The 24,444-nt window shown below is 71.4% G+C and carries 23 protein-coding genes; 12 read left to right on the plus strand and 11 right to left on the minus strand.

Annotated elements, in window-relative coordinates:
* Positions 1–23: 23 nt before the first annotated feature.
* From ACFULQ_RS29025 to ACFULQ_RS29040, 4 genes are all read right to left on the minus strand, one after another.
* Positions 24–614, minus strand: coding sequence for a malonic semialdehyde reductase (locus ACFULQ_RS29025; RefSeq protein WP_383549352.1), 591 nt, complete (start codon positions 612–614; stop codon positions 24–26).
* 152 nt (positions 615–766) lie between these two features.
* Positions 767–1,000: an exodeoxyribonuclease VII small subunit gene (locus ACFULQ_RS29030; RefSeq protein ID WP_383549354.1), complete on the minus strand. Its 234-nt coding sequence runs from the start codon at positions 998–1,000 to the stop codon at positions 767–769.
* Positions 1,001–1,009: 9 nt separating this feature from the next.
* Complete coding sequence (gene xseA, locus ACFULQ_RS29035; protein WP_383549357.1) at positions 1,010–2,218, minus strand: exodeoxyribonuclease VII large subunit; 1,209 nt, start codon at positions 2,216–2,218, stop codon at positions 1,010–1,012.
* Positions 2,219–2,280: 62 nt separating this feature from the next.
* Positions 2,281–3,669: an APC family permease gene (locus tag ACFULQ_RS29040; RefSeq protein WP_383549360.1), complete on the minus strand. Its 1,389-nt coding sequence runs from the start codon at positions 3,667–3,669 to the stop codon at positions 2,281–2,283.
* Between the two features lie 115 nt (positions 3,670–3,784).
* Here ACFULQ_RS29040 and ACFULQ_RS29045 point away from each other — a divergent pair, with 115 nt between their 5' ends.
* Positions 3,785–4,822: a 4-hydroxy-3-methylbut-2-enyl diphosphate reductase gene (locus ACFULQ_RS29045; RefSeq protein ID WP_383549363.1), complete on the plus strand. Its 1,038-nt coding sequence runs from the start codon at positions 3,785–3,787 to the stop codon at positions 4,820–4,822.
* Positions 4,823–4,851: 29 nt separating this feature from the next.
* A complete protein-coding gene (gene ppgK, locus ACFULQ_RS29050) occupies positions 4,852–5,595 on the plus strand; it encodes a polyphosphate--glucose phosphotransferase (protein WP_383549365.1) in 744 nt (247 codons plus the stop codon).
* Positions 5,596–5,658: 63 nt separating this feature from the next.
* Here the strand turns inward: ppgK and ACFULQ_RS29055 are convergent, their stop codons facing one another.
* On the minus strand, positions 5,659–6,177 hold the full coding sequence (locus tag ACFULQ_RS29055) for a DUF6542 domain-containing protein (RefSeq protein WP_383549367.1): 519 nt from the start codon (positions 6,175–6,177) through the stop codon (positions 5,659–5,661).
* A gap of 177 nt (positions 6,178–6,354) precedes the next feature.
* Between ACFULQ_RS29055 and ychF the strand changes: the two genes are divergently transcribed.
* From ychF to ACFULQ_RS29070, 3 genes are all read left to right on the plus strand, one after another.
* Positions 6,355–7,443 carry a redox-regulated ATPase YchF gene (ychF, locus tag ACFULQ_RS29060; protein WP_383549369.1) on the plus strand — a complete coding sequence of 363 codons (1,089 nt, stop codon included), beginning with the start codon at positions 6,355–6,357 and terminating at the stop codon, positions 7,441–7,443.
* 64 nt (positions 7,444–7,507) lie between these two features.
* Positions 7,508–7,717, plus strand: coding sequence for a S1 RNA-binding domain-containing protein (locus ACFULQ_RS29065; protein WP_383549372.1), 210 nt, complete (start codon positions 7,508–7,510; stop codon positions 7,715–7,717).
* 78 nt (positions 7,718–7,795) lie between these two features.
* Positions 7,796–9,976, plus strand: coding sequence for a DEAD/DEAH box helicase (locus ACFULQ_RS29070; RefSeq protein WP_383549374.1), 2,181 nt, complete (start codon positions 7,796–7,798; stop codon positions 9,974–9,976).
* 41 nt (positions 9,977–10,017) lie between these two features.
* Here ACFULQ_RS29070 and ACFULQ_RS29075 read toward each other — a convergent pair whose 3' ends face one another.
* Complete coding sequence (locus ACFULQ_RS29075; protein WP_383549377.1) at positions 10,018–11,190, minus strand: serpin family protein; 1,173 nt, start codon at positions 11,188–11,190, stop codon at positions 10,018–10,020.
* Positions 11,191–11,274: 84 nt separating this feature from the next.
* Between ACFULQ_RS29075 and ACFULQ_RS29080 the strand changes: the two genes are divergently transcribed.
* The 6 genes from ACFULQ_RS29080 to ACFULQ_RS29105 all read left to right on the plus strand — a co-directional run bounded on the left by ACFULQ_RS29080 (position 11,275) and on the right by ACFULQ_RS29105 (position 17,825).
* On the plus strand, positions 11,275–12,552 hold the full coding sequence (locus tag ACFULQ_RS29080) for a DUF4190 domain-containing protein (protein WP_383549379.1): 1,278 nt from the start codon (positions 11,275–11,277) through the stop codon (positions 12,550–12,552).
* A 147-nt stretch (positions 12,553–12,699) separates the two neighbouring features.
* Complete coding sequence (locus tag ACFULQ_RS29085; protein WP_383549381.1) at positions 12,700–13,452, plus strand: GntR family transcriptional regulator; 753 nt, start codon at positions 12,700–12,702, stop codon at positions 13,450–13,452.
* 314 nt (positions 13,453–13,766) lie between these two features.
* Complete coding sequence (locus ACFULQ_RS29090; protein ID WP_383549383.1) at positions 13,767–13,958, plus strand: SPOR domain-containing protein; 192 nt, start codon at positions 13,767–13,769, stop codon at positions 13,956–13,958.
* A gap of 24 nt (positions 13,959–13,982) precedes the next feature.
* Complete coding sequence (locus ACFULQ_RS29095; RefSeq protein ID WP_383549386.1) at positions 13,983–14,447, plus strand: (deoxy)nucleoside triphosphate pyrophosphohydrolase; 465 nt, start codon at positions 13,983–13,985, stop codon at positions 14,445–14,447.
* 96 nt (positions 14,448–14,543) lie between these two features.
* Positions 14,544–14,948, plus strand: coding sequence for an ATP-binding protein (locus ACFULQ_RS29100; RefSeq protein WP_383549388.1), 405 nt, complete (start codon positions 14,544–14,546; stop codon positions 14,946–14,948).
* 252 nt (positions 14,949–15,200) lie between these two features.
* Positions 15,201–17,825: a SpoIIE family protein phosphatase gene (locus ACFULQ_RS29105; RefSeq protein ID WP_383549391.1), complete on the plus strand. Its 2,625-nt coding sequence runs from the start codon at positions 15,201–15,203 to the stop codon at positions 17,823–17,825.
* 18 nt (positions 17,826–17,843) lie between these two features.
* Here ACFULQ_RS29105 and ACFULQ_RS29110 read toward each other — a convergent pair whose 3' ends face one another.
* Positions 17,844–19,310: a hypothetical protein gene (locus ACFULQ_RS29110; RefSeq protein WP_383549394.1), complete on the minus strand. Its 1,467-nt coding sequence runs from the start codon at positions 19,308–19,310 to the stop codon at positions 17,844–17,846.
* 81 nt (positions 19,311–19,391) lie between these two features.
* Between ACFULQ_RS29110 and ACFULQ_RS29115 the strand changes: the two genes are divergently transcribed.
* A complete protein-coding gene (locus ACFULQ_RS29115; RefSeq protein WP_383549396.1) occupies positions 19,392–20,468 on the plus strand; it encodes a hypothetical protein in 1,077 nt (358 codons plus the stop codon).
* 29 nt (positions 20,469–20,497) lie between these two features.
* On the opposite strand, the gene ACFULQ_RS29120 is transcribed toward ACFULQ_RS29115, so the two are convergent.
* From ACFULQ_RS29120 to ACFULQ_RS29135, 4 genes are read right to left on the minus strand one after another with little or no spacing between them, the layout of a single operon-like run.
* A complete protein-coding gene (locus ACFULQ_RS29120) occupies positions 20,498–21,268 on the minus strand; it encodes a succinate dehydrogenase/fumarate reductase iron-sulfur subunit (protein ID WP_383549398.1) in 771 nt (256 codons plus the stop codon).
* Positions 21,265–23,199, minus strand: a complete 1,935-nt coding sequence (locus tag ACFULQ_RS29125) for a fumarate reductase/succinate dehydrogenase flavoprotein subunit (protein ID WP_383549401.1) — start codon at positions 23,197–23,199, stop codon at positions 21,265–21,267. Before ACFULQ_RS29125 ends, ACFULQ_RS29120 begins: the two co-directional genes overlap by 4 nt.
* 18 nt (positions 23,200–23,217) lie before the next feature.
* Positions 23,218–24,054 (minus strand): hypothetical protein, encoded by an 837-nt coding sequence (locus ACFULQ_RS29130; protein ID WP_383549403.1) that lies wholly within the window; start codon positions 24,052–24,054, stop codon positions 23,218–23,220.
* A gap of 19 nt (positions 24,055–24,073) precedes the next feature.
* Positions 24,074–24,364, minus strand: coding sequence for a hypothetical protein (locus ACFULQ_RS29135; protein WP_020136803.1), 291 nt, complete (start codon positions 24,362–24,364; stop codon positions 24,074–24,076).
* Between the last annotated feature and the right edge of the window lie 80 nt (positions 24,365–24,444).

Raw genomic sequence — 24,444 nt, forward strand, 5'->3', positions numbered from 1 at the left:
GGCCCTTCGTCGTGGTCTGTGGCTCAGACGGTGGTGACGACCTCGTCGTACGCCAGCCGCGGGGAGCGCGGGAACCAGGCGTCGTCGCCCGGCTTGCCGATGTTGACGACCATCAGCGGGGTGTGGTCGTCGTCCAGGAACTCCTTGCGGACGCCCTCGAAGTCCAGGCCGGTCATCGGGCCGGCGGCGAGACCCGCGGCACGGACGCCGATGATGAAGTACGCGGCCTGAAGGGCGGCGTTCAGCCCGGCGGCACCCTCACGGGCCGGACGCTCGGCGAAGAAGAGGTCCTTGGCCTGCGGGAAGTGCGGGAAGAGCTGGGGCAGCTCCTCGTGGAACTCGTTGTCCGCGGAGAGGATCGCGACCAGGGGGGCGGTGGCGGTCTTCGGCTGGTTGCCCTCGGCCATGTGCTGGACCAGGCGCTCGCGGGCCTCGGCGGAGCGGACCAGGGTGATGCGCAGCGGGCTCTGGTTGAAGGCGGTCGGGCCGTACTTGACCAGGTCGTAGATCGCCTGGATCTGCTCGTCGGTCACCGGCTCGTCGGTGAAGGTGTTCGCGGTACGGGCCTCGCGGAACAGCAGGTCCTGGGCGGCGGGGTCAAGGACGAGAGACATGGGGAACCTTCTCGGACGGTACGGGACGGTGCGTGAACCCCGGAAGCGGACCGGGGACCGTTTGACGTTCTCGACCGTACGCGATTGAAGTTCAACATTCAACGAAAAGCGGGGCGTGGTGATCCGCTTCACAGATCACCTGCCTTCTCGTCCTACTCCGAGTCGCCGTCGGCGCCGGTCTCCTCCTCGGCCAGCGCCGCGTCCAGCCGCGCCCGCGCCCCGTCCAGCCAGCGCCGGCACACCTTGGCCAGCTCCTCGCCCCGCTCCCAGAGCGCCAGGGACTCCTCCAGGGTCGTGCCGCCCGCCTCAAGGCGACGTACGACCTCGATCAGCTCGTCCCGCGCCTGCTCGTACCCGAGCGCCTCTTCCGCCACCTTGCTGGTCATCCGCCCACCCTATGCATCGACTCGGACAACGAACTCACCCTCCGCGACCCGCGCCCGCAGGGTCTCCTCGGCCGTCACCTCGTCCGGCCCCCGCACCACGTGCCCGTCCGCCTTCTGGAGCACGGCGTACCCGCGCTGGAGGGTCGCGGCGGGGGAGAGGGCCACCACGCGTGCGTGCGTGTGCGTCAGCTCCGAGTCGGCGCGGTCCAGGAGATGGCCGAGCGTGCGGCGGCCGCGATCGGTGAGGGAGGCCACGTGGTCGGCGCGCTCGTCGATCATCCGGTGCGGATCCTCTATCGACGGCCGCGCCAGCGCGTGCGCGAGCCCTCGCTCCTCCCGCTGGAGGAACGACTCGACGCACCGGCGCGCGCGATCCCTGAGCGCCCGCACGCGCTCGTACTCCTCGCCCACGTCCGGGACGACCTTCTTCGCCGCGTCCGTGGGCGTCGAGGCCCGCAGGTCGGCGACGTAGTCCAGCAGCGGGGTGTCCGGCTCGTGCCCGATCGCGGAGACGACCGGTGTACGACAGGACGCGACCGCCCGCACCAACTGCTCGTCGGAGAACGGCAGCAGATCCTCCACGCTGCCGCCGCCGCGCGCCACGATGATCACGTCCACGTCGTCCAGCGCGTCCAGCTCCTTGACCGCCTGCACGACCTGGGGGACCGCGTGCACGCCCTGCACCGGGACGTTGCGCACCTCGAAGCGGACCGCCGGCCAGCGGTGCCGGGCGTTCTCCAGGACGTCCCGCTCGGCGGCCGAGGCGCGCCCGCACACCAGCCCGATCAGCTGCGGCAGGAACGGCAGCGGCTTCTTGCGCTCCGCCGCGAACAGCCCCTCCGCGGCCAGGGACTTCTTCAGCTGCTCCAGCCGCGCGAGCAGATCACCGACGCCGACGGGCCTTATCTCGGTGGCCCGCAGCGAGAGCTGTCCCCGCGGTGCGTACCACTCCGGTTTCGCCAGTACGACCACCCGCGCGCCCTCGCTGACGACCTCGGCGACGTCGTCGTAGACCTGGCGGAAGCAGGTCACGCTCACCGAGATGTCGTACGACGGGTCGCGCAGCGTGAGGAACACCACGCCCGCGCCCGGACGCCGGGAGAGCTGGGTGATCTGCCCCTCGACCCACACGGCGCCGAGCCGGTCGATCCAGCCGCCGATGAGCCGCGACACCTCGCCGACGGGCAAGGGCGTTTCGGGAGTCGAGTTCACAGCCATGCCGCGAGCGTAACGGCCGGGTACGACAACACAGGGTCACCGGAACGGAACCAGCAGTCCGGTCACCGGTCGGCCGCGTCAGCGGTCGGTGCCCGGCGGCCGCGCTGGGCGATCAGCACCGCGAGGCCGGCCGCGCACCACACCGCGCCCACCACCTGCGCGGCCTCCGACGCCTCCGCGATCACCGCCATCGTGATCGCCGCCCCGGTCACCGGTACCAGGACGTGGCGCCACCAGATCACCGGGCCGCCGCGCTTCCTGACCGCGAACCAGCCGACCACGCTCGCGTGCAGCAGGGTGAACGCGGTCAGGGCGCCGATGTCGACCACGGAGACCAGGTGGTCCATGCCGTCGTCCCGGCGGGCCGCCCACACCGCCGCGACCAGCGTGATGACCGCCGCGCTCAGCAGCGCCACGCGCGGCACGCCCGCGTCGGTCCTCGCCAGGGCGCGCGGCAGGCGCCGGTCGCGGCCCATCGCGAACAGCAGCCGCCCGGCCGCCGCCTGCCCGGCCAGTGCCGCGAAGGCCGCGCCGATCGCCTTGCTGACGGCCACCAGATCGTGCAGCCAGGTGCCGGCCGCGGAGTCGACCGCGTCGTAGAAGGCGGAACCCTGTCGGCCCGGGTCCGCCGCGTACTGCGCCGAGGTCGTCGGGTCCAGGAGGGCCACCAGATACGTCTGCGCCACGAACAGCACCCCCGCCAGCGCCAGACAGAACAGCACCGCGCGCGCGACCTTCGCGGAACCGCCGGTGACCTCCTCCGCGAAGGAGGCGATCGCGTCGAAGCCCAGGTACGACAGGACCGCGACCGAGACCGCGCCGATCACCGCCGACAGCGCGAACGCCCTCTGGGTGCCGTCCCCGGACAGCGGTGACAGCCAGCCGCGTTCGGCGCCGTCGCGCGCGAGGACGACGATCGCCGAGACCACGAAGACCAGCAGGACCACGATCTCCAGAGCCAGCACCAGGAACCCCACCCGGGCCGCCGTCCGCACGCCCCGCAGGTTCAGCATGGTCGTGACGGCCACCGCGAGCGCCGTCCACACCCAGCGGGAGACCTCCGGGACCAGGGAGTTCAGCGCGATACCGGAGAAGAGGTACGCCACCGCGGGGATGAGGAGATAGTCCAGCATCGCCATCCAGCCCGCGACGAACCCGGCCTCCTTGCCGAGCCCCGCGCGCGCGTAGGCGAACACCGACCCCGCCTGGGGGACGACTCGTACCATTTGTGCGTAACTGAACGCGGTGAACGCCATCGCCACGGTGGCGGCCGCATAGACGAGGGCGACCGCCCCGTGCGACTTCGCGTCCAGGGTGCCGTAGACGCCGACGGGCGCCATGGGGGCGATGAACAGCAGCCCGTAGACGACCAGGTCCCGGAAACCGAGGCTGCACCGCAGGTCGCCGGGTGCCTCCTCGGTCGTGGGGTCCGCCGTACCGGTACCGGACATCGTGCCTCCGCCTGTGCCTCGCCCGTCCCCCCGTTCACATCCCCTGGTCGGTTTCCCCGCGAAGGCCACCCGCACGCGATCTTCGACCGGCCGAACGCGGCCTTACGATGGACGCATGACCGCTTCGCCTGGCCGCCGTGTCCTGCTCGCCGCCCCCCGTGGCTACTGCGCGGGTGTGGACCGCGCCGTGATCGCCGTCGAGAAAGCCCTGGAGCAGTACGGCGCTCCGGTGTACGTCCGGCACGAGATCGTCCACAACAAGTACGTCGTACAGACCCTGGAGAAGAAGGGCGCCATCTTCGTCGAGCGGACGGAGGAGGTCCCCGAGGGGAACATCGTCATGTTCTCCGCGCACGGCGTCGCCCCCGTCGTCCACGAGGAGGCCGCGCGCGGCAGGCTCGCCACCATCGACGCGACCTGCCCGCTGGTCACCAAGGTCCACAAGGAAGCCGTCCGGTTCGCCAACGAGGACTACGACATCCTCCTGATCGGCCACGAGGGCCACGAGGAGGTCATCGGCACCTCCGGCGAGGCCCCCGACCACATCACCCTCGTCGACGGGCCCTCGGACGTCGCCAAGGTCGAGGTCCGCGACGAGTCCAAGGTCGTCTGGCTCTCCCAGACCACCCTCAGCGTCGACGAGACCATGGAGACCGTCGACGCCCTCAAGGAGAAGTTCCCGCAGCTCATCTCCCCGCCCAGCGACGACATCTGCTACGCCACGCAGAACCGTCAGCTCGCGGTGAAGCAGATGGGCGCCGAGGCCGAGCTGGTCATCGTGGTCGGCTCCCGCAACTCCTCCAACTCCAAGCGGCTCGTCGAGGTCGCCAAGCTGGCCGGCTCGCGCGAGGCCTACCTCGTGGACTACGCGAGCGAGATCGACGAGGCCTGGCTGGAGGGCGTGACCACGGTCGGCGTGACCTCGGGCGCCTCGGTGCCGGAGGTGCTGGTCGAGGAGGTCCTGGAGTGGCTGGCGCAGCGCGGCTACGGCGACGTGGAGCTGGTGAAGGCGGCCGAGGAGTCCATCACCTTCTCGCTGCCGAAGGAACTCCGCCGCGACCTGCGCGAGGAGGCGGCGGCGCTGGTCGCCGAGCGCAAGGGCGCCGCGGGGGTCACGGGTGCCACAGGCGCTACCGGGACCTCCGGGGCGTGACTGTCCGTCGTCCGTCGTAACGTAGGGCCATGCAGATCTTCGGCTTGGACATCGGCGGATCCGGGATCAAGGGCGCCCCTGTGGACCTGGACAAGGGCGACCTCACCCAGGAGCGCCACAAAGTGCTCACCCCGCACCCGGCGACGCCCGACGGCGTCGCCGACGGGGTGAAGGAGGTCGTGGACCACTTCGGGTGGACCGGCCCGGTCGGGCTGACCTTCCCGGGCGTGGTCACCGACGGCTCGCACATCCGTACGGCCGCCAATGTCGACAAGAGCTGGATCGACACCGACGCGCGCGCGTTGTTCGCCGAGCGGCTCGGCGGCCTCCCGGTGACCGTGGTCAACGACGCGGACGCGGCGGGCGTCGCCGAGATGAACTTCGGCGCGGGCAAGGACCGCAAGGGCACCGTTATCCTGCTCACCTTCGGCACCGGCATCGGCAGCGCGCTCTTCGTCGACGGCGTCCTCGTCCCCAACAGCGAGCTGGGCCACCTGGAGCTGCACGGCCACGACGCGGAGAAGAAGGCGTCCAGCAAGGCCCGCGAGGACGAGGAGCTCACCTGGGAGCACTGGGCCCACCGGGTCCAGAAGTACCTCGCCCACGTCGAGATGCTCTTCTCGCCCGAGCTCTTCATCATCGGCGGCGGCGTCAGCCGCAAGGCCCAGAAGTTCCTGCCCCACATCGAGGGCATCAAGGCGGAGATCGTCCCGGCGCAGCTGCAGAACAACGCGGGGATCGTGGGGGCGGCGATGAGGGCGGCCCAGGGGTAGGGTCCGGCCCGTCCGGGCCCTGGGTGGCCGCGGCCCCGACCTCCGCCCCGGCCCCGGCCCCGGTCAGCGTGAGCGGCGTCGTACCAGGCGGATCCTGCGGACCAGGGCGACGAGACCGGCGGCCAGGGTGCCGGCGTAGAGCCATCCTGCCTGCGTGGCCAGGGCGGTGAACAGGCCCATCAGTCGGCCGGAGGTGCCGCCGCTGCTGTCGGCGACCGGGACGAGCCCGGTGGCGAAGGCGATCGGCACGATGATCGGGGCGGTCAGCAGGTCGCCCCGGCGCAGCCAGACCGCCGTGAGCACGCTCACCGGTACGAACAGCACGCCGTACGCCGTCAGCGACGAGCCGAACAGCAGCGCGTCGAGACAGCCGAGCAGGAACATCAGCGCCATGCAGAACAGGCCGCCGCCCAGCCCGGTGAGCCGGGGGTTCGGCAGCCGCCGCAGCGTCCGGACCACCGGGGGCGGGGGACGGCGGGCCACCGGCGGCCGGCGCTCGCCGCGGGCCTGCGCGGGCAGCGGCGCCGCCGGGGCCGTGCGTCGCGTTCCGTTGTGCGGGGGGCGGGTCCTGTAGTGCTCCACTGGTCCAACCTAGGTCTGCTTATGTGCGGAATCGCCCTTCAGACACGCCGGGGGAAAGACCTTGGCCATGCGTTCGAGAGGCCCGCCGGGGCGGGGCGCGACACGCCGTAGACTGGTGGATCGGCCCCCTGGCCGCCAGTCTCCTCACGTCTCCTCTCACGTACGGGAAGTCGCAACGTGTCGCTCACGATCGGAATCGTCGGTCTGCCGAATGTCGGCAAGTCGACCCTGTTCAACGCCCTGACCAAGAACGACGTGCTGGCGGCCAACTACCCGTTCGCCACGATCGAGCCCAATGTGGGCGTGGTCGGCGTCCCGGACCCGCGGCTGGCGAAACTGGCCGAGATCTTCTCCTCCCAGAAGATCCTCCCGGCGACCGTGGACTTCGTCGACATCGCGGGCATCGTGCGGGGCGCTTCGGAGGGTGAGGGCCTCGGCAACAAGTTCCTCGCGAACATCCGTGAGTCGGACGCGATCTGCCAGGTCATCCGCGCCTTCAAGGACGAGAACGTCGTGCATGTCGACGGCAAGGTCTCGCCGAAGGACGACATCGAGACGATCAACACCGAGCTGATCCTGGCCGACCTCCAGACCATCGAGAAGGTCCTGCCCCGCCTCCAGAAGGAGTCGCGGATCAAGAAGGACATCGCGCCGAAGGTCGCGGCCGTCGAGGCGGCGAAGGAGATCCTGGAGAAGGGCGACACGCTGTTCTCGGCGGGCATCGTCCAGGGCTCCGGCAACGAGGAACTCCTCCACGACCTGCACCTCCTCACCACCAAGCCCTTCCTCTACGTCTTCAACGTCGACGAGGACGAACTGGTCGACGACGGCTTCAAGGACGAGCAGCGCGCCCTGGTCGCCCCGGCCGAGGCGATCTTCCTCAACGCCAAGCTGGAGGCGGACCTCGCGGAGCTCGACGAGGCCGACGCGATGGAGCTGCTGGAGTCGGTCGGCGCGGAGGAGCCGGGCCTCGCGACCCTCGCCCGGGTCGGCTTCAACACCCTCGGCCTCCAGACCTACCTCACGGCCGGCCCCAAGGAATCCCGGGCCTGGACCATCAAGAAGGGCGCGACGGCCCCCGAAGCGGCCGGCGTGATCCACACGGACTTCCAGAAGGGCTTCATCAAGGCGGAGGTCATCTCCTTCGACGACCTGGTGGAGACGGGTTCGGTGGCGGAGGCCCGCGCGAAGGGGAAGGCGCGGATGGAGGGCAAGGAGTATGTGATGCAGGACGGGGATGTGGTGGAGTTCCGCTTCAACGTCTGATGGTCCAGGTCAGAGGGGATTTGCCTTTAGGCGGACCCCTTTTTGATTGCCTGAGTGACCTGCATTGAGGAACTCCGTTCTTGTTCCGCGTGACCACTGTCTGGCACGCAGAAGGCGCCGACGGGAACGGGGTTGCGGTGGGGCAGGAACTGCACGGACCGTCACCAAGCTGGTCTCGTTCGGCGACGAGGTCGCGGTCGTCGTCACCGAGATCGACCGGGAGCGACGCAGGCTGGTCCTGTCCCGACGACGGGCCTCATCCGAGCGCCAGTGATCCTTCACCGGCACAAGGACCCCCTGCCCTCGGGCGCGCGGTGGAAGGATGCCACCAGGGTGAGGGAGGGGCGGGCGCGTGGGGCGTGGTGAGCGGGATGTGGTGGGCAAGGGTGTGCGGCTGTACGCGGGGGCGCAGGCCGTTGTCGGGGATCATGGGCGGGCCGTGGAGGCCGTACGGGCCGCGCTGAGGCCGATTCACGAGGCCGAGGTGAAGCAGGAGCTCGACGCCATCCCGGTCGCCCGGCTCCAGGACGTCACCGAAGGGCGGCTGCGGCTGGGGAGTGTCGAGAAGAGCGGTCTGCGCACCATCGGGGATGTGCTTGAGGCCGGCCCCTACCGGCTGCGCCAGATCCCCGGTGTCGGGCAGCGGACCGTCGCTCAGATGCTCGGCGCCGCCCAGCGGCTCTCCGAGGCGGTGCACGAGACCGTGGCCGTCCACATCGACGTGGACCGGCCGGAACCCGCCACCACCGCGCTCGTCATGGCCCTGCACGTGCTCGTCGAGGCCGGGCCGGACGCGCGGCGCGCCGTCGACCGGGCCGCGGCGCTGTCGCAGCGGCTGGGGCCCGCGCTCGCCGACGCCCGGCCCGCCACCGGCCGGCTCCGGATGCTCGTGGCGGGCCAGGAGAAGAAGGCCCGGGCGCTGGCCGCCGTCGCCGAGATCCGGTCGCTGGTCGAGGAGGCGGAACGGGCAGGTCTCGCCGGGCTGTTCGCCCAGGCGTCGGTGGACCTGCTCCGGGGGCCCTCCTCCGACGTCGCGGCCTGGGTGGACTTCGAGCTCCGCTCCGCCGAGTACTACAGCCTGCTCGCCGAGATCTCGGAGCGGCTGCCCGACCCCGCCGCCGCTCAGGGTTTCCTCCCGGACGAGATCGCCGAGCGGGTGCGGACCCAGCACCTCGACGACGCGCACCGCCGGGTCTCCCTGCGCGGTTACCAGGCGTTCGGCGCACGGTTCGCGCTCGCGCAGCGCAAGGTGATACTCGGCGACGAGATGGGACTCGGCAAAACGATCCAGGCGATCGCCGTGCTGGCCCACCTGGCCGCCGGGGGACAGCGGAACTTCCTGGTCGTGTGTCCGGCGAGCGTCCTCGTGAACTGGACACGGGAGATCGAGGCCCGCAGCGCCCTGCCCGTCAGGGTGCTCCACGGCCCCGACCGGCATCACGCGTTCGCCGACTGGAAGGACCGCGGCGGGGTCGGCGTGACCACGTTCGACGCGCTGCGGGGCTTTCCCGCGCCGGGGGACGGGGAGGTCGGCCTGCTCGTCGTCGACGAGGCGCACTCCGTGAAGAACCCGAAGGCCAAGCGGTCCCAGGCGGTCGCCCAGTGGACGGAGCGCTGCGGGCGCACCCTGTTCATGACCGGCACCCCGATGGAGAACAGGGTCGCGGAGTTCCGCCACCTGGTGCGGATGCTCGACCCCGGCGTCGCCGACTCGCTCGGCGCACGGGACGCGTTGGCCGGTTCCGTCGCCTTCCGCAAAGCCGTGGCCCCGGTCTATCTGCGGCGCAACCAGGAGGACGTGCTCACGGAACTCCCGAGCCTCCAGCAGACCGACGAGTGGGAGGAGTTGAGCGCGTCCGACGAGGTGGCCTACCTCGAAGCGGTGCGGGCGGGCAACTTCATGGCCATGCGCAGGGCCGCCTACGCCCGCCCCGAGAAGTCGGCCAAACTGCACCGGCTGCGGGAGATCGTGCGGGAAGCCGCGGAGAACGGACAGAAGACGGTGGTCTTCTCCCAGTTCAAGGACGTCCTGGGTGTGGTGGAGAGCGCACTCGCGGCCGAACTCGCCGACGGCGCCGGGCTGTTCGGCCCGCTCACCGGAGCTGTCCCGGCCGCGCGGCGACAGCGGATCGTCGACGACTTCACCGGTGCTCATGGACCCGCCGTACTGCTCGCGCAGATCCAGGCCGCGGGGATCGGCCTCAACCTCCAGGCCGCCTCCGTCGTGATCCTCTGCGAACCGCAGATCAAGCCGACCGCCGAGCACCAGGCGGTGGCCCGCGCCCACCGCATGGGCCAGGTCAGGCCGGTGCGCGTGTACCGGCTCCTCGCCACCGGGGGTGTGGACGAACGCATGATCGAGAAGCTGGAGGCCAAGACCCGCCTGTTCGACGCCTACGCCCGCCGCAGCGCCGTGGCCGAGGCCACCCCGGACGCTGTCGACGTGTCGGACACCGAACTGGCCCGGCGGATCGTCGAGGAGGAACAGGCCCGCCTGGGCATGGCGGACGAGAGGCTCACGGCCGCGGAGTGAATCGGCCGGGGTGACGGTGGGTCAGGCCCAGGACTCGGACCTCACCCCGGTTCCCCCACCCACCCCGCCGTCAGCGCGAGCCCCGTCTCGCGTTGTACGGCGAGGAAGCCGAAGGGGCGGTCGAAGGTGGCCGTGACCACGGTCGAGGTGTGGCGGGGCGTGGGCGGCGCGCCGCCCGGCGCCGCGGCGACCGCCGTCACCGCGGCCGACTCGAAGCCGAGCGCGTCGAAGCGGGCCAGGACGGACTGCCGGGCGGCGCCGACGGCCAGGGGCGAGGCGCTGATCCCGGGGAAGTGGCCCTGCCCCGCGTCCCGTGCCGCGGTGAGTCCGAACAGCGCGTGCAGGCGCAGCAGATCGTGGTGCGCCCGCACCTCGAACGCCACCGTCGTCAGCTCCAGCGTCGGCTGCTGAGGAGTGGCACACGGCCGCTCCTCCACCCGCAGCCCCGGCCCGGCGGGCCCGTACGGCAGCAGCGCCCCCTTCGCGATCGGGCACGCCCCGTCGAGTACGGCGACCCCCGCCTCCAGTACCTCACCGGGCGTCATGTGCTCGTCCCCGAGCAGGAGATGGACATCGACGCCGTGGTCACCGAGCACCCTCGCCTCGGTGACCCGTCCGCCCCGCACCGCCGCCACCCCGACCCGGTCCAGCCGCACGCTCCGACGGCTCAGCCCGCGCAGGGTCCGGCCCTGCCAGGGGCCCGCGGACGGCCGTACCGGACGCGCCTCGAACGGCCGCTGCCACGTGGTCCGCAGTGCCAGCGCGCTCGCCAGCACCAACTCGGTGTCCCGTCGGACCTCGACCGGCATCCGCTCGATCAGCCCACCCGTGCGCTTCCCCGCCCAGGCGTCCAACTCCCGCTGATCGGCGTCCGGATCGCCGCTGAGCACCCCGTGCGCGTCGGCCGGCAGCCCGGCCGCCCACTCCTCCCGCAGCTCCAGTGTCCGTACGGTCCACAGGCCGAGGGCCCAGTCCAGACCCCGTACGGTCGCCGGCGCGTGCAGCAACTCCCGTGCCCTGTCGGCCGATTCGTCCGCCGGCAGCCCCACGGCCCGCGCCAACTCCTCCCGTGCCGCCCCCTGCGCCCCGGCGGCCAGGAAGGCGAGCAGCGGCCACACTCCGGCCGCCGAGAACACCGTCTCCCCCGAAGACTTCGCAGCCCACCGTGCCGTGAGCCCGTTCACCGCCCGGGTCGTCGTACCCGTGATCGGCATTCCACCCCCGCCTGCCCCGCGCATACCATGCGCCCTGTCGTACGTCAGTTCCCCGCCGCTGTCTGAACCAGGAGCACGGTACCCGTGTCCATACCCCCGCCCCCTGGGCCGCACCAGCCCGACCCCGCCCAGGGCCCCCAGGGACCGTCCCCCGCCCCGGACCCCTACCGGCCGCCGCCCCAGGAACAGCAGCCGTACGGACAGCAGCCCTACGGACCTCCGCCCCCGGGGCAGCAGCCGTACGGACAGCAGCCGTACGGGCAACCCTATGGGGCGCCCTACCAGACCTGGGGCCAGGGCTACAGCCCCTACGCCCGCCCCAACTCCGTGAACGGCCTCGCCGTCGCCTCGCTGGTGCTCGGGGTGCTGTGCTGCTTCCCGGCCGTGGGACTGGTGCTGGGCGTGATCGCGCTGGCGCAGATCAGGAAGAAGGGGCAGTCCGGCAAGGGCCTGGCGATCGCCGGGTCGATCCTGTCGTCGCTCGGACTCGCCCTGTGGGTGACGGTGCTCGCCACCGGCGGGCTCTCCGCGGCGTGGGAGGGGTTCAAGGAGGGCGCGACGGAGGGCACGGCCTTCTCGGTGGTGAAGGGCCAGTGCTTCGATGCGCCGGGGGAGTCCCTCGACGGGCTCACCTACGACGTCGACGAGGTGCCCTGCGCGGGTGAGCACGACGGCGAGGTGTTCGGCGAGTTCGAGATGAGCGGGTCGGTCTTCCCCGGCGACGGCGCCGTCTCCGACGCGGCCGACGAGCGGTGCTACCCCCTCCAGGACGCCTACGTCATGGACACCTGGTCGCTCCCCGACGACGTGGACGTGTACTACTTCGGCCCGACCCGGCAGAGCTGGCGCCTCGGCGACCGGGAGGTCAGCTGCATCTTCGGCAACACCGACGAGAAGGGCACCCTGACCGGCTCGCTGCGCGTCGACGCGACCACCCTCGACGACGACCAGCTCACCTTCCTCATGGCGCTCAACGCCGTCGACACGACCTTCTGGGACGAGCCCGAGGAGCAGCCGGAGGACGACCTGCCGGGCTACCGGGACTGGTCGCAGGACGTCCACGACACCCTCGACGACGAGATCCGCCACCTGCGGGCGCACACCTGGTCGGGTGCCCCGGCCAAGCCGGTCGAGGCGCTGATCAAGGACATGGAGAAGGCCCGCGGCGAGTGGGCGAAGGCCGCCGCCTCCGACGACGTGGACACCTTCTACACGCACTACGACGCGGGCTACGCCTTCGTCGACGGCGCCACCACCGTCACCGCCCGCAAAGCTCTGGGGCTCGCCTCCGACCCGCCGTACGACGACGAGGGCTCCGGCAGCGAGAGCGACGACTCGGGGAGCGGCAACCTCGATGTGTGAACCCGGCCATAGCGGGGAGAAAGTGCCTGCGTAAAGCCCGCCACCGGAACATGTCATCACATCGAGTGATTCCCTGGCCTTTGCTTGCATGGGCCAACCCACGGTTGCCAGGCTGTTGCTGTCTGTACAACCTGATGGGAGCGGCCAGTGACATTCGGTGAGCAGCCGGCGTACCTGCGCGTCGCGGGTGATCTCCGCAAGAAGATCGTCGACGGTTCGCTGCCACCGCACACCCGCCTGCCCTCCCAGGCCCGGATCCGCGAGGAGTACGGCGTCTCGGACACCGTCGCCCTGGAGGCGCGCAAGGTGCTGATGGCCGAGGGCCTGGTCGAGGGCCGCTCCGGCTCCGGGACCTATGTCCGCGAGCAGCCCGTGCCCCGCCGTATCGCCCGCTCCGGTTACCGCCCGGCCGCCGGCGCCACCCCCTTCCGGCAGGAGCAGGCGGACGGCGAGGGGCGCGGCACCTGGGAGTCCAGCAGCCGGCAGGCCGATGCCTCCGCCGCCATCGCCGAGCGGCTCGCCATCCGGCCCGGCGACCGCGTGATGTGCACCAAGTACGTCTTCCGGGAGGCCGGCGAGCCCATCATGCTCTCCACCTCCTGGGAGCCCCTCGCCCTCACCGGGCGCACCCCCGTGATGCTCCCCGAGGAGGGCCCCCTCGGCGGCATGGGTGTGGTCGAGCGCATGGCGGCCATCGACATCGTCGTGGACAACGTCACCGAGGAGGTCGGCGCCCGCCCCGGCCTCGCCGAGGAACTGCTCGCCCTGGGCGGTGTCCCCGGCCATGTCGTCCTGGTGGTCCACCGCACCTACTACGCCTCGGGGCGTCCGGTGGAGACGGCCGACGTGGTCATTCCGGCCGACCGCTACCAGGTCGCCTACCACCTTCCGGTGAAGTAGTGCGCGCCCCGGGGAAGTTGCCCCGGGCGAACACTCAACCGCCCCGCAGGCGAACGCCGTTCGAATTCAGCCGTTCTCGCAGGTCGACACGGCTGTCCCAGGGGCGCCCCTGACCGGAGGCATCGCCGTCCACCGGGGGCGCGTTCACTTCCGTGCGCCCCCGGTCTGCGGAGTCCGTCCTGGCTGGTTGCGTACCTCTTTGTGAAAACGCGTGTTCGCAGCGTAAAGGTTGGGCGTAGGCTCGGGCATATGCGGATTGCGGTTTCCTTATCGGGTGGGGCTCGACGCAGGTCGGGAAGGAGCGGTGGGGCGCAATGAACGACGGCACGATCACTCTTCCCTGGCTCGTCATACGACAGGACGACAACGGCAATCGCTACCGCGTGGGCAGGTACGCGACCCGGGCCGAGGCCCAGAAGATCGCGGACAGCCTCGACTCACGCGGCCACAAGCAGCTCTACTGGGTCGAGCGCATCAGCCAGAACGGCGCCGGCTCGGCCGACTGACCACCCTCCCGTAGGCTCCGGCGCATGACGGAACGGATCGTGGTGGTGGCGGCCGCCCTCTACGACGGCGACCGCCTCCTCGCAGCCCGCCGCAGCGCGCCCCCGGCCCTGGCGGGCCGGTGGGAGCTGCCGGGGGGCAAGGTGGAGGACGGGGAGGCGCCGGAGAAGGCGCTGGTGCGGGAGCTGCACGAGGAGTTGGGCGTGGAGGCGGAGGCCCTGGACCGCATCCCGGGCGAGTGGCCCCTGAAACCCCCGTACGTCCTCCAGGTGTGGAGAGCCCGCCTGCTCCCGGGTTCCCCGACCCCCAAGCCCCTCCAGGACCACGACGAGCTCCGCTGGCTGACACCAGGCGAGCTCTGGAACGTGAACTGGCTCGACCAGGACGTAGAAGCTGTCGGTGCACTGGAGGCACTCAGGGGCGCGGGGAACTGCGCGACAAGCCACGACGCACCCGCACCCGCTCCCCAGCAGATCCCCCCGAATTCCTAGGCGCCGCCACTTGCACCATTCGACACGGTACCGCCCCCACAGAACCGGGTATGTGCCCCTTAACCCCACGAAAGTGGACATGGGCCGGCCCAGGATGTGATCGGCGTGATCGACACCGAAGGCGACTGCGCCGAGTGGATCTTCCCCGCAGACCCCGGCGCCGTCCGCGCCGCCCGTACCGCGGTCCGAGAACGACTGCGGCACTGGGGCCTGGACGTCCTCGCCGACATCGCCGCCCTGCTGGTCAGCGAACTGGTGACGAACTCGCTGCGGCACGCCACCGGCCCCATCGGCGTCCGCCTGGTCCGCCCCGACGCGGTCGACGGCGTCCTCCTGGTGGAGGTCTCCGACCCCCTCCCCGACCCGCCCCGCGAACGCGTCGCCGAGCTGGACGACGAGAGCGGCCGCGGCCTCCAGCTGGTCGCGCACGCCGCCCACCGCTGGGGTACCCGTCCCGGCGCGACCGGCAAAACGGTCTGGTTCGAACTCTCGGTGCCATGAGGAACACCTGTACGACACCCCGTCCCCTGTCCAGCGCCTGGTTCAGGCCAGTGGCAGTTGTCGAAGGACGTGATTCGATGCCGTGTCCGCTGGTTAGAAGACTGGAAGTGCTGTCGCAGCCCGGACCGAAAACCGTCGGGATCGTGCTGTGATCGTGAACACCGTGTTGTGCGGCGCCGTAGTGCTGGATACTGCGGGCAGCCGCCCCCGGTGACCGGTACCGGACGCGGTGAGCTGGAGGGGACGGTTCGCGTGAGCGAGATACCAGCGAAGGCCACGGAGTCGAAGGACCCGTCGGACGGCGCGAGGACGGAGGCCGCGGAGGATGCCGTACAGGTCCGTCCCGGCGAGGAGCCGTCCGGTGACGCCATGTGGCAGAGCAGCCCGCCCGGCTCGATCTACGACTACATCAAGGTCGCGTCCTTCTCCATAGGCCCCGACGGACTGGTCGACCAGTGGAGCCTGCGCGCCGAGCAGCTCTTCGGCATCCCCGCCGGGCAGGCGGTCGGCATGGACCCCATCGAGGCGTTCATCGACCCGGACCTGCGCTCGCAGGGCCAGCGCAAGATGGCGGAGATCCTGGACGGCCGCGAGTGGACCGGTGTGGTCCCCTTCCGGGTCCCGGCAGAGGCCGGTGAGGGCGAGTGCGGCCGGGAGGGTCTCGCCGAGGTCTATGTGATGCCGACGCGGACCGAGGAGGGGGAGAAGGCCGCCGTCTGCATCGTCGTCGATGTGCGCACCCTCAGGAGCATCGAGACCGACCTCGCCGCCTCGCAGGCGATTTTCGGTCAATCTCCTTTCGGGTTCGTGCTCATCGACCCCGACCTGCGGGTTCGCCGCGTCAACTACCGGTTCGCCTCCCTGTTCGGCGGCACCCCCGACGACCACCGCGGCAAGGGCGTCCACGACTATCTGCCGCGCCCCGAGGCCGAGCGGGTCTCCGCGACCCTGCGCCGGGTCCTGGAGACCGGCGACTCCATCACGGACATGCACGTCACCGGCTTTCTGCCGGGCTCCGACGAGCGCCGCCACTGGTCCATCAACCTGTACCGGGTGCGCAGCGGCTCCGGCCGGCCCATCGGTATCGCCTGGCTGGGAACCGACATCACCGCCCGTCGCGCCGCCGCCCGCGAGGCCGCCGCGGCCCGGCGCAATCTCGCCCTCCTCAACGAGGCGGGCGCCCGCATAGGCAACTCCCTCGACCTGGAGACCACGGCCCGCGAACTCCTCGACGTCGTGGTCCCCGGCTTCTGCGACCTGGCCACGGTCGACCTCTACCAGGGCCTCCTGGCCGGCGACGAGACCCCGCCCGGCCTCGCCGACGGCAGCGCCGAACTGCGCCGGGTCGCCTTCGCCAGCGCGGTCTCCGACGCCCCCTTCCTCGGCTCGGGCGCCCCCGTCTCGGTCGGCGCGGTCCACCACTACCCCTTCAACTCACCGTGCGCGGACGCCCTGCGCACCGCCCGGCCGCTGTACGTCCCGGCCGAGGAGGGCGGTCTCGTCCAGTCCACGCTGGCCGTGCCGATGGTCGCCCACGACACCGTCGTAGGCCTCGCGCAGTTCGCGCGGACGAAGGGCAGCGAGCCGTTCGGGGACCGGGACCGGGACCTGGCGGTGGAGCTCGCGGCGCGGGCCGCGGTCTGTATCGACAACGCGCGCCTGTACCGGCGGGAGCACGAGAGGGCGTTGATACTTCAGCGGTCCCTGCTGCCGCCCGGCGACCCGGTCGCCTCCGGCCTCGACATCGCCTGCCGCTACCTGCCCGGCAACTCCTCCGCGGACCGCCCGAGCGAGGTCGGCGGCGACTGGTTCGACGTCATAGAACTGCCCGGACACCGCACCGCGTTGGTGGTCGGCGACGTCATGGGCCGCGGACTGCGCGCGGCGGTGGCGATGGGCGAACTGCGGTCCGCCGTGCGGACGCTGGCCCTGCTGGACCTCGAACCGGCGGAGGTCCTCTCCGCGTTGGACGAGATCGCCCGCGGGCTCGGCGCCCCCGGCGGAGTCCAGCAGGCGACTCGCGCGGCCCGTCGCCCCCGGGAGGCGGACCTGTCCGAGGTGTACCTCGCGACCTGCGTGTACGCCGTCTACGACTCGGTGACCAGGCGTTGCACCTTCGCCAACGCGGGCCATCTGCCCCCGGTGCTCGTCGAGCCCGGCGAGGACGCGCTCATGCTCGACGTGCCGCCCGGGATGCCGCTCGGCGTCGGCGGCGAGCCCTTCGAGGAGGTCGAGGTCGAACTACCCGAAGGCGCCCTGCTCGCGCTCTACACGGATGGACTGGTCGAAAGCCGCGATCATCCCCTCGACGAAGGCCTCCAGGCGTTCGTCGGGGCGCTGACCGATCCCTCCGCGCCCCTGGAGGACGTCTGCGACCACGTCCTCAACACCCTCGACACCCATCACGGCGAGGACGACATCGCGCTGCTGATGGCACGTGTCCAGGGCCTGCCCGCCGAGTCCGTCGGCGACTGGACGCTCCCGCGTGAGCCGCGCAGCGTGGGCCGGGCCCGCGAGTACGCCCGCGGCCAGCTGCTCAGCTGGGACCTGGAGCCCCTGGTCGACACCACGGAACTCCTGGTCAGCGAACTGGTCACCAACGCCCTGCGGTACGGCGAGGGCGAGATCCGGCTCCGGCTGCTCCTGGACCGCACCCTGGTCTGCGAGGTCTGGGACTCCGGGCTGGTCCAGCCCCGCCGCCGACGCGCCCGCGACACCGACGAGGGCGGCCGCGGCCTGCAACTGGTCGGGCTGCTCAGCGCGGCCTGGGGCTCGCGCCGGACCCCGCGCGGCAAGACGGTGTGGTTCGAACTGCCCTTGCCCGGCGGGGAGAACGGCATGGTGGACCCGGCGGAGGCGCTGCTGAGCCTGTTCTAGGGCGGGGGTAGGCGTCATCTAGGGCCGTGGGTCGGCGTGCCCGCGCAGCCGTACGTCCTGTTCCGCGAGGTCACGGGCCTCGCGGGCGAGGGCGTCGGCGCGCGGGAGGTCCTCGGTCCGCCGCGCCTGCGCCAGCAGGACACGGGGTGCGGCACCGACCGCCTCCCGGTGCACGGCCACACAGTCGTCCGCCGAGGCCAGGGACTCCCGGGCCACCAGCAGCGCGGCCGTGCCCAGCACCCCGGACCGGCCGCCCGCGAGGGGCGCGGTCGCGTGCACGATCCGACGCAGCAGGCCGAGCGGGTCGTACGGGTGTCCGGAGGTCGTCTCCTGTCGTACGGCGGCCAGGGCGGCGTCGGCGTGCGCGAGCCGGATGCTGGTCTCGTCCTCGCGCGAGGCGTTGTCGCGGACGGGGGCCAGTTCCGCCTCCGCGCCCGTGAGGGTGGGTGGGATCAGCCGGGTGGCCTCGGTGAGTGCCGTGCGCAGCCTCATCACGGCCGTCACCAGTGTGTCCGCCCGGGCGATCGCGCTCTCTGCGGCGCGGAGCCGGTGGGCCGCCTCGTCCAGCTGGTCGGAGGCGATCGCCTGGTGGGTCCGGTTGAGGTGGACGGTGGCGGTGACCAGGCTGTCCTTGGCCAGCTCCACGTATCCGGTGACGGAGCCGTCCGCGCCGGCGGTGTCCGCGTGTCCGGTTGCGGAGCCGTCCGTGAGTGCGGTGTCCGCGTGTCCGGTTGTGGAGCCGTCCGTGAGTGCGGTGCCTGCCTCGGCCGTGCGGGCGGTCAGCTCCCGGAAGCGGGTCTCGGCCACCGTCAGGGCCTCGCTCGGATCGCGGTCCAGGGCCCTCAGCGTGCGCAGGCTCTGCGTCCCCGCGGTCAGCCGCCGCTCGGCCTCCTCGCACCGGCCCACCACCCCGGCGAGGGCGGCCGCCTCCTCCGGCACGCCCTCGTCGTACCGCCGCCGAATCGCGCACGCGGCGGCCAGCTCGGACTCGGCGGCCGCGGCCACCTCGACGAAGGGGGTCAGTGCCTCGCGGCCGAACACGGCCTCGGCGAAGGGGAGTTCCTCGCGGAAGGCGCGGAGGTGGTTGTCGGCGTCGACGAGCGCGGTGCGGGAGCGGTCGTCCAGGCCGCCGAGCGGGGGCGGGGCCGCGGGGGCGGGGTACGCGCCGACGTGGGTGGTGCCGGGGGCCGCCGGTGTCGTACGACGGCGGGTGCGGCGGATCCGGCGCACGGAAGCGTAGGCGGCGAGGGCCGCCACGACGACGAGTGCGGCGACCGGCAGGACGAGGTCGCCGGCGGACGAGTCCTCCGCGGCCGCCGCGGCGCTCGTCCGCGTGCCCGCAACCGGATCGTCGTCGTCGACCGTCATCCAGGGCAACACCAGCCACGCGACCCCGGCCACCACGCCCAGCAGGGCGTGCGCCACCCGCACGGATATGTGCGAGCGGCTGCGCCGGGGTCGGCCGCGTATCAGGGAGGGTGTCACATTTCGGAGCGTATGGGCCGGAATGCGGGGGCGCGAGCGGGGTGGGGTGGGCGGGGGTATGCGGCGAGGGGCGGGGAGCGGATGACGGACGGGCAGAGCGTGCGGGTCGACGGCGAGGCCGTGGCGGAGAAGGACGTGCCGACGCCGAAGCCGGGACGTCGGCGGTGGGTCCGTCGGAGCGTCCTCGGACTCGTGCTCGTCGTCCTCGTGCCGCTGCTCACCGCCGCCGTCGCACTGCGTCTCCACTACACCGGTGACCCGGCCGACGGCACCTTCACCCGCGACAAGGACGCGATCTGGCTCGGGCACGCCTGGGTGGACGGCCGCAAGACCGACGCCGACGTCAGCGCCCTCGCGCGGAGGCTGAAGGACACCGGGATCCGGGACCTGTACGTCCACGCGGGGCCGCTGGAACACGACGGGACCCTGCCCGTGTCGGCGTACCCGAAGGCGCGTTGGCTGGTCGGTGCCGTGCACCGGGCGGTGCCGGGCATCCGGGTGCAGGCGTGGCTGGGGGACGAGCTCGCCACCGAGAGCCCCGACGGCCTGCGCCTCTCCGACCGGGACACCCGGGCCGCCGTGGTCCGCTCCACCCGGCAGATCCTGGCCACCGGCTTCGACGGCGTCCATGTCGACCTGGAGCCGCTGCACTCCGGCGACGGGCACTACCTCGACCTCCTCGACGCCCTCCACCAGGTCACCCGCGCCCGGGGCGTCCCCCTGTCCGTCGCCGCCCACCAGATCGACCCGCTGCCCGCGCTGCACTCCGTCGCGGGCACGCTGACCGGGCACCCCAAATGGTGGTCGCAGGCGTACTTCGGGCAGGTCGCCCGACGGGTCGACCAGATCGCGGTGATGTCGTACGACACGAGCATGCCGCTGGAGAGCCTGTACGGCGGCTATGTGGCCCAGCAGACGGCACTGGCCCTGGAGGCGACCCCACCCTCGACGGACCTCCTGATGGGCCTCCCGTTCTTCCACGAGACCAAGTGGGGCCACCGAGCGGCCGCGGAGACGGTCCCCGCGGCGGTACGAGGCGTCCGCCTAGGCCTCTCCCGCACAGACCCGAACCGAACGGCCTTCGGCGTGGCCCTGTACGTGGACTTCGCAGCGACGGAGGCGGACTGGACGGCGTACGAGAGGGGCTGGGTCCGCTAGCGCCCCCGCCGGTCGCGCAGTCGGGGGCGCTACGAAGGCCTCCTTCTGATCTTCGAGCCCAGCCACACCAGTGGGTCGTACTTGCGGTCCACTGCCCGTTCCTTCAGGGGGATCAGGGCGTTGTCCGTGATCTTGATGCCCTCGGGGCAGACCTCCGTGCAGCACTTGGTGATGTTGCAGTAGCCGAGGCCGTGTTCGTCCTGGGCCGTCTTCTTGCGGTCCAGGCCCGACTCCTCGGCCGCGTCCAGCGGGTGCATGTCCAACTCCGCCACCCGCATGAGGAAGCGCGGGCCCGCGAACGCCGGCTTGTTCTCCTCGTGGTCGCGGACGACATGGCAGGTGTCCTGGCACAGGAAGCACTCGATGCACTTGCGGAACTCCTGCGAGCGGTCCACGTCCTCCTGCATCATCCGGTACTCACCGGGTCCGAGATCGGGCGGCGGCACGAACGCCGGGACCTCGCGCGCCTTCTGGTAGTTGAAGCCGACGTTCGTGACCAGGTCCCGGACCACCGGGAAGGCGCGCAGGGGAGTGACGGTGATCGTCTCCTCCTGCGTGAAGACCGACATGCGCGTCATGCACATCAGCCTGGGCCGCCCGTTGATCTCCGCCGAGCACGAACCGCACTTGCCCGCCTTGCAGTTCCAGCGGACCGCGAGATCGGGCGCCTGGGTCGCCTGGAGGCGGTGGATGATGTCGAGGACCACCTCGCCGTCGTTGACCTCGACCTTGAAGTCCTCCAGGTCACCGCCCTTGACGTCACCCCGCCACACCTTGAAGTGGGCCGTGTAGCCGCTCATTCGTACAGCTCCTCTTCGGCGAGGTACTTGACCAGCTCCTCCTTGTCGAAGAGGGCGAGCAGGTCGGCGCGGATGGGGTCGGTGGTCTCACGGGTGAGGTCGATCTGGCCGCGGACCGGGTCCGTGGCCGCCAACCCGCCCGTCGGGTCGGCCAGTTGGCAGATCAGGTTCACCCGGCGCCACTTGCGGTCCATCGTCGGATGGTCCTCGCGGGTGTGGCCGCCCCGCGACTCGGTCCGCTCCAGTGCGGCCCGCGCCACGCACTCGCTGACCAGCAGCATGTTGCGAAGGTCCAGGGCGAGGTGCCAGCCCGGGTTGAACTGCCGGTGCCCCTCCACCCCGGCCCGCCGGGCCCGCACCCGCAGGTCCGCGAGCTTCTCCAGGGCCTGCTCCATCTCGCCCTCGCGCCGGATGATCCCGACCAGGTCGTTCATGGCCTGCTGGAGCTCCTGGTGCAGGGTGTACGGGTTCTCCGGAGGCCCTACGGCGGGCTCGGCGCCCTCCGCCGAGAAGGGCCGCAGCGCCTCGGCGGCCGCCGCGTCGACCTGGACCTCGTCCACCGGCGGGCGGCTCCCGGCGAGACCGGTCGCGTACTCCGCCGCGTGCCAGCCCGCCCGACGCCCGAACACCAGCAGGTCGGAGAGGGAGTTGCCGCCCAGCCGGTTGGAGCCGTGCATCCCGCCGGCCACCTCACCGGCCGCGAAGAGCCCCGGCACCCCGCGTGCGGCCGCCGTGTCCGACTCGACCGCGATCCCGCCCATCACGTAGTGACAGGTCGGCCCGACCTCCATCGGCTCGGCCGTGATGTCGACGTCCGCCAGCTCCTTGAACTGGTGGTACATCGAGGGGAGCCGGCGCCGGATGACCTCCGCCGGCATACGGGTGGAGACGTCCAGGAAGACGCCACCGTGCGGGGAGCCGCGGCCCGCCTTCACCTCGGAGTTGATGGCCCGGGCCACCTCGTCGCGGGGCAACAGCTCGGGAGGACGCCGGTTGTTGTCCGGGTCCTCGTACCAGCGGTCGCCCTCCTCCTCCGACTCGGCGTACTTCTCCTTGAAGACGTCCGGGACGTAGTCGAACATGAACCGCTTGCCCTCGGAGTTGCGCAGCACCCCGCCGTCGCCGCGGACCGACTCCGTGACGAGGATGCCCTTCACCGACGGCGGCCAGACCATGCCGGTCGGGTGGAACTGCACGAACTCCATGTTCAGCAGGGGCGCTCCGGCGAGCAGCGCCAGCGCGTGGCCGTCGCCCGTGTACTCCCACGAGTTCGACGTCACCTTGAAGGACTTGCCGATGCCACCGGTGGCGATCACCACGGACGGGGCTTCCAGGACGAAGAAACGGCCGGTCTCACGGTCGTAGGCGAAGACACCGCTCACCCGTGAACCGTCCTTCAACACCCGCGTGACCGTGCACTCCTGATAGACCTTCAGGCGCGACTCGTAGTCACCGGTCTCCTTCTTGTCCTCCTGCTGGAGGGACACGATCTTCTGCTGGAGCGTGCGGATCAGTTCGAGGCCGGTGCGGTCGCCGACGTGGGCGAGGCGCGGGTACTCGTGGCCGCCGAAGTTGCGCTGGGAGATCCGGCCGTCCTTGGTGCGGTCGAACAGCGCGCCCCAGGTCTCCAGCTCCCAGACCCGGTCCGGGGCCTCCTGGGCGTGCAGTTCGGCCATCCGCCACTGGTTGAGGAACTTGCCGCCGCGCATGGTGTCGCGGAAGTGGACCTGCCAGTTGTCGTGCGAGTTGGCGTTGCCCATGCTGGCCGCGATGCCGCCCTCGGCCATCACCGTGTGCGCCTTGCCGAACAGCGACTTGCAGATCACGGCCGTACGGGCACCGCGTTCGCGGGCCTCGATGGCGGCCCGCAGTCCGGCTCCTCCGGCGCCGACCACGACGACGTCCCATTGCTGTCGATCGACCACGGACATCAGAAGGCACCTCCCTCTCTAGAAGAACCGCGGATCGTCGAAGGCACCGGACGCGAGCAGATAGACGTAGAAGTCGGCGAGCGCCACGCTCACCAGCGAGGCCCAGGCGAGCTGCATGTGGCGGGCGTTGAGCTTCCCCACGAACTGCCAGGCCCGGTAGCGCACGGGATGCTTCGAGAAGTGCCTGAGCTTGCCGCCGACGATGTGCCGGCAGGAGTGGCAGGAGGCGGTGTACGCCCAGATCAGCACGATGTTGACCAGGAACACCAGGGTGCCGAGGCCCATGTGGCCCCACTCGTAGTTCTCGTCGCGGAACGAGAGCACGGTGTCGTAGGTCAGGATCCCGGCGACCAGGATCGCGGCGTAGAAGAAGTACCGGTGGATGTTCTGCAGGATCAGCGGGAAGCGGGTCTCACCGGTGTACTTCTTGTGCGGCTCGGCCACCGCGCAGGCCGGCGGGGACGCCCAGAAGCCCCGGTAGTAGGCCTTGCGGTAGTAGTAGCAGGTCAGGCGGAAGCCGAGCGGGAAGATCAGGATGATGATCGCGGGGGAGATGCCCCACCAGCTGCCGAAGATCTCCCAGTTGGGGCCGTGCCGCATGGGCTCGCAGCGCTCGGCCAGGCAGGGGGAGTAGAACGGCGAGACGTAGGGGGCCGCGTAGTAGTCCGTGTCGGCGAAGGCCCGCCAGGTCGAGTACACGATGAAGGCGAGCAGCCCGGCGGCGGTGGCCGCCGGCGCCAGCCACCAGCGGTCGGTGCGCAGGTGCGGGGCGTCGATCGCGGCGCGCGTGCCGGTGCGCACGCCGCCGCTCACGGGATGGGGTTCGGTGTCGGGGGGTTCCGTACCAGTGGCCAACGCTTGACTCCGGTCGGGTTCAGGGGGCCCTGCGGTCGCGGGCGCCGAGGCCCTCGTCGTCCGAGTCCGTCCACAGGGCGTTGTCGTAGGGGGTGTCGGAGATGGAGACGAGATCCGGGCGGCGGGCCTTGGCGAGCGCCGGGTCGGTCTCCCTCAGCAGCGCGAGGCTCTCGCGCAGACGGTCGGCGTCGATCCGGACGCGGCGCATCTCCAGGCCGCCGCTGCCCAGCTGCTGCTCCAGGCGCTTGACATACCGGAGCACTTCGTCGAGAGCGCGCTGGGCCGATGCCAGTTCGTCGTTCACGGACATGACGTGACCTCACTTCCGTGGGCGGGGTTGCCCTGCACGGGAACGGTCATGCGCCTGCGAGTGTTGCGCGTCACACCTGC

Source organism: Streptomyces sp. NPDC057253 (assembly GCF_042669125.1).
Taxonomy (GTDB): Bacteria; Actinomycetota; Actinomycetes; order Streptomycetales; family Streptomycetaceae; genus Streptomyces.

Bases quoted from the DNA above. Each gene is read 5' to 3' on its own strand.
- ACFULQ_RS29025 (WP_383549352.1), bottom strand. From the start codon at position 614: ATGTCTCTCGTCCTTGACCCCGCCGCCCAGGACCTGCTGTTCCGCGAG.
- ACFULQ_RS29030 (WP_383549354.1), bottom strand. From the start codon at position 1,000: ATGACCAGCAAGGTGGCGGAAGAGGCGCTCGGGTACGAGCAGGCGCGG.
- xseA (WP_383549357.1), bottom strand. From the start codon at position 2,218: ATGGCTGTGAACTCGACTCCCGAAACGCCCTTGCCCGTCGGCGAGGTG.
- ACFULQ_RS29040 (WP_383549360.1), bottom strand. From the start codon at position 3,669: ATGTCCGGTACCGGTACGGCGGACCCCACGACCGAGGAGGCACCCGGC.
- ACFULQ_RS29045 (WP_383549363.1), top strand. From the start codon at position 3,785: ATGACCGCTTCGCCTGGCCGCCGTGTCCTGCTCGCCGCCCCCCGTGGC.
- ppgK (WP_383549365.1), top strand. From the start codon at position 4,852: ATGCAGATCTTCGGCTTGGACATCGGCGGATCCGGGATCAAGGGCGCC.
- ACFULQ_RS29075 (WP_383549377.1), bottom strand. From the start codon at position 11,190: ATGCCGATCACGGGTACGACGACCCGGGCGGTGAACGGGCTCACGGCA.
- ACFULQ_RS29090 (WP_383549383.1), top strand. From the start codon at position 13,767: ATGAACGACGGCACGATCACTCTTCCCTGGCTCGTCATACGACAGGAC.
- ACFULQ_RS29095 (WP_383549386.1), top strand. From the start codon at position 13,983: ATGACGGAACGGATCGTGGTGGTGGCGGCCGCCCTCTACGACGGCGAC.
- ACFULQ_RS29115 (WP_383549396.1), top strand. From the start codon at position 19,392: ATGACGGACGGGCAGAGCGTGCGGGTCGACGGCGAGGCCGTGGCGGAG.
- ACFULQ_RS29120 (WP_383549398.1), bottom strand. From the start codon at position 21,268: ATGAGCGGCTACACGGCCCACTTCAAGGTGTGGCGGGGTGACGTCAAG.
- ACFULQ_RS29125 (WP_383549401.1), bottom strand. From the start codon at position 23,199: ATGTCCGTGGTCGATCGACAGCAATGGGACGTCGTCGTGGTCGGCGCC.
- ACFULQ_RS29135 (WP_020136803.1), bottom strand. From the start codon at position 24,364: ATGTCCGTGAACGACGAACTGGCATCGGCCCAGCGCGCTCTCGACGAA.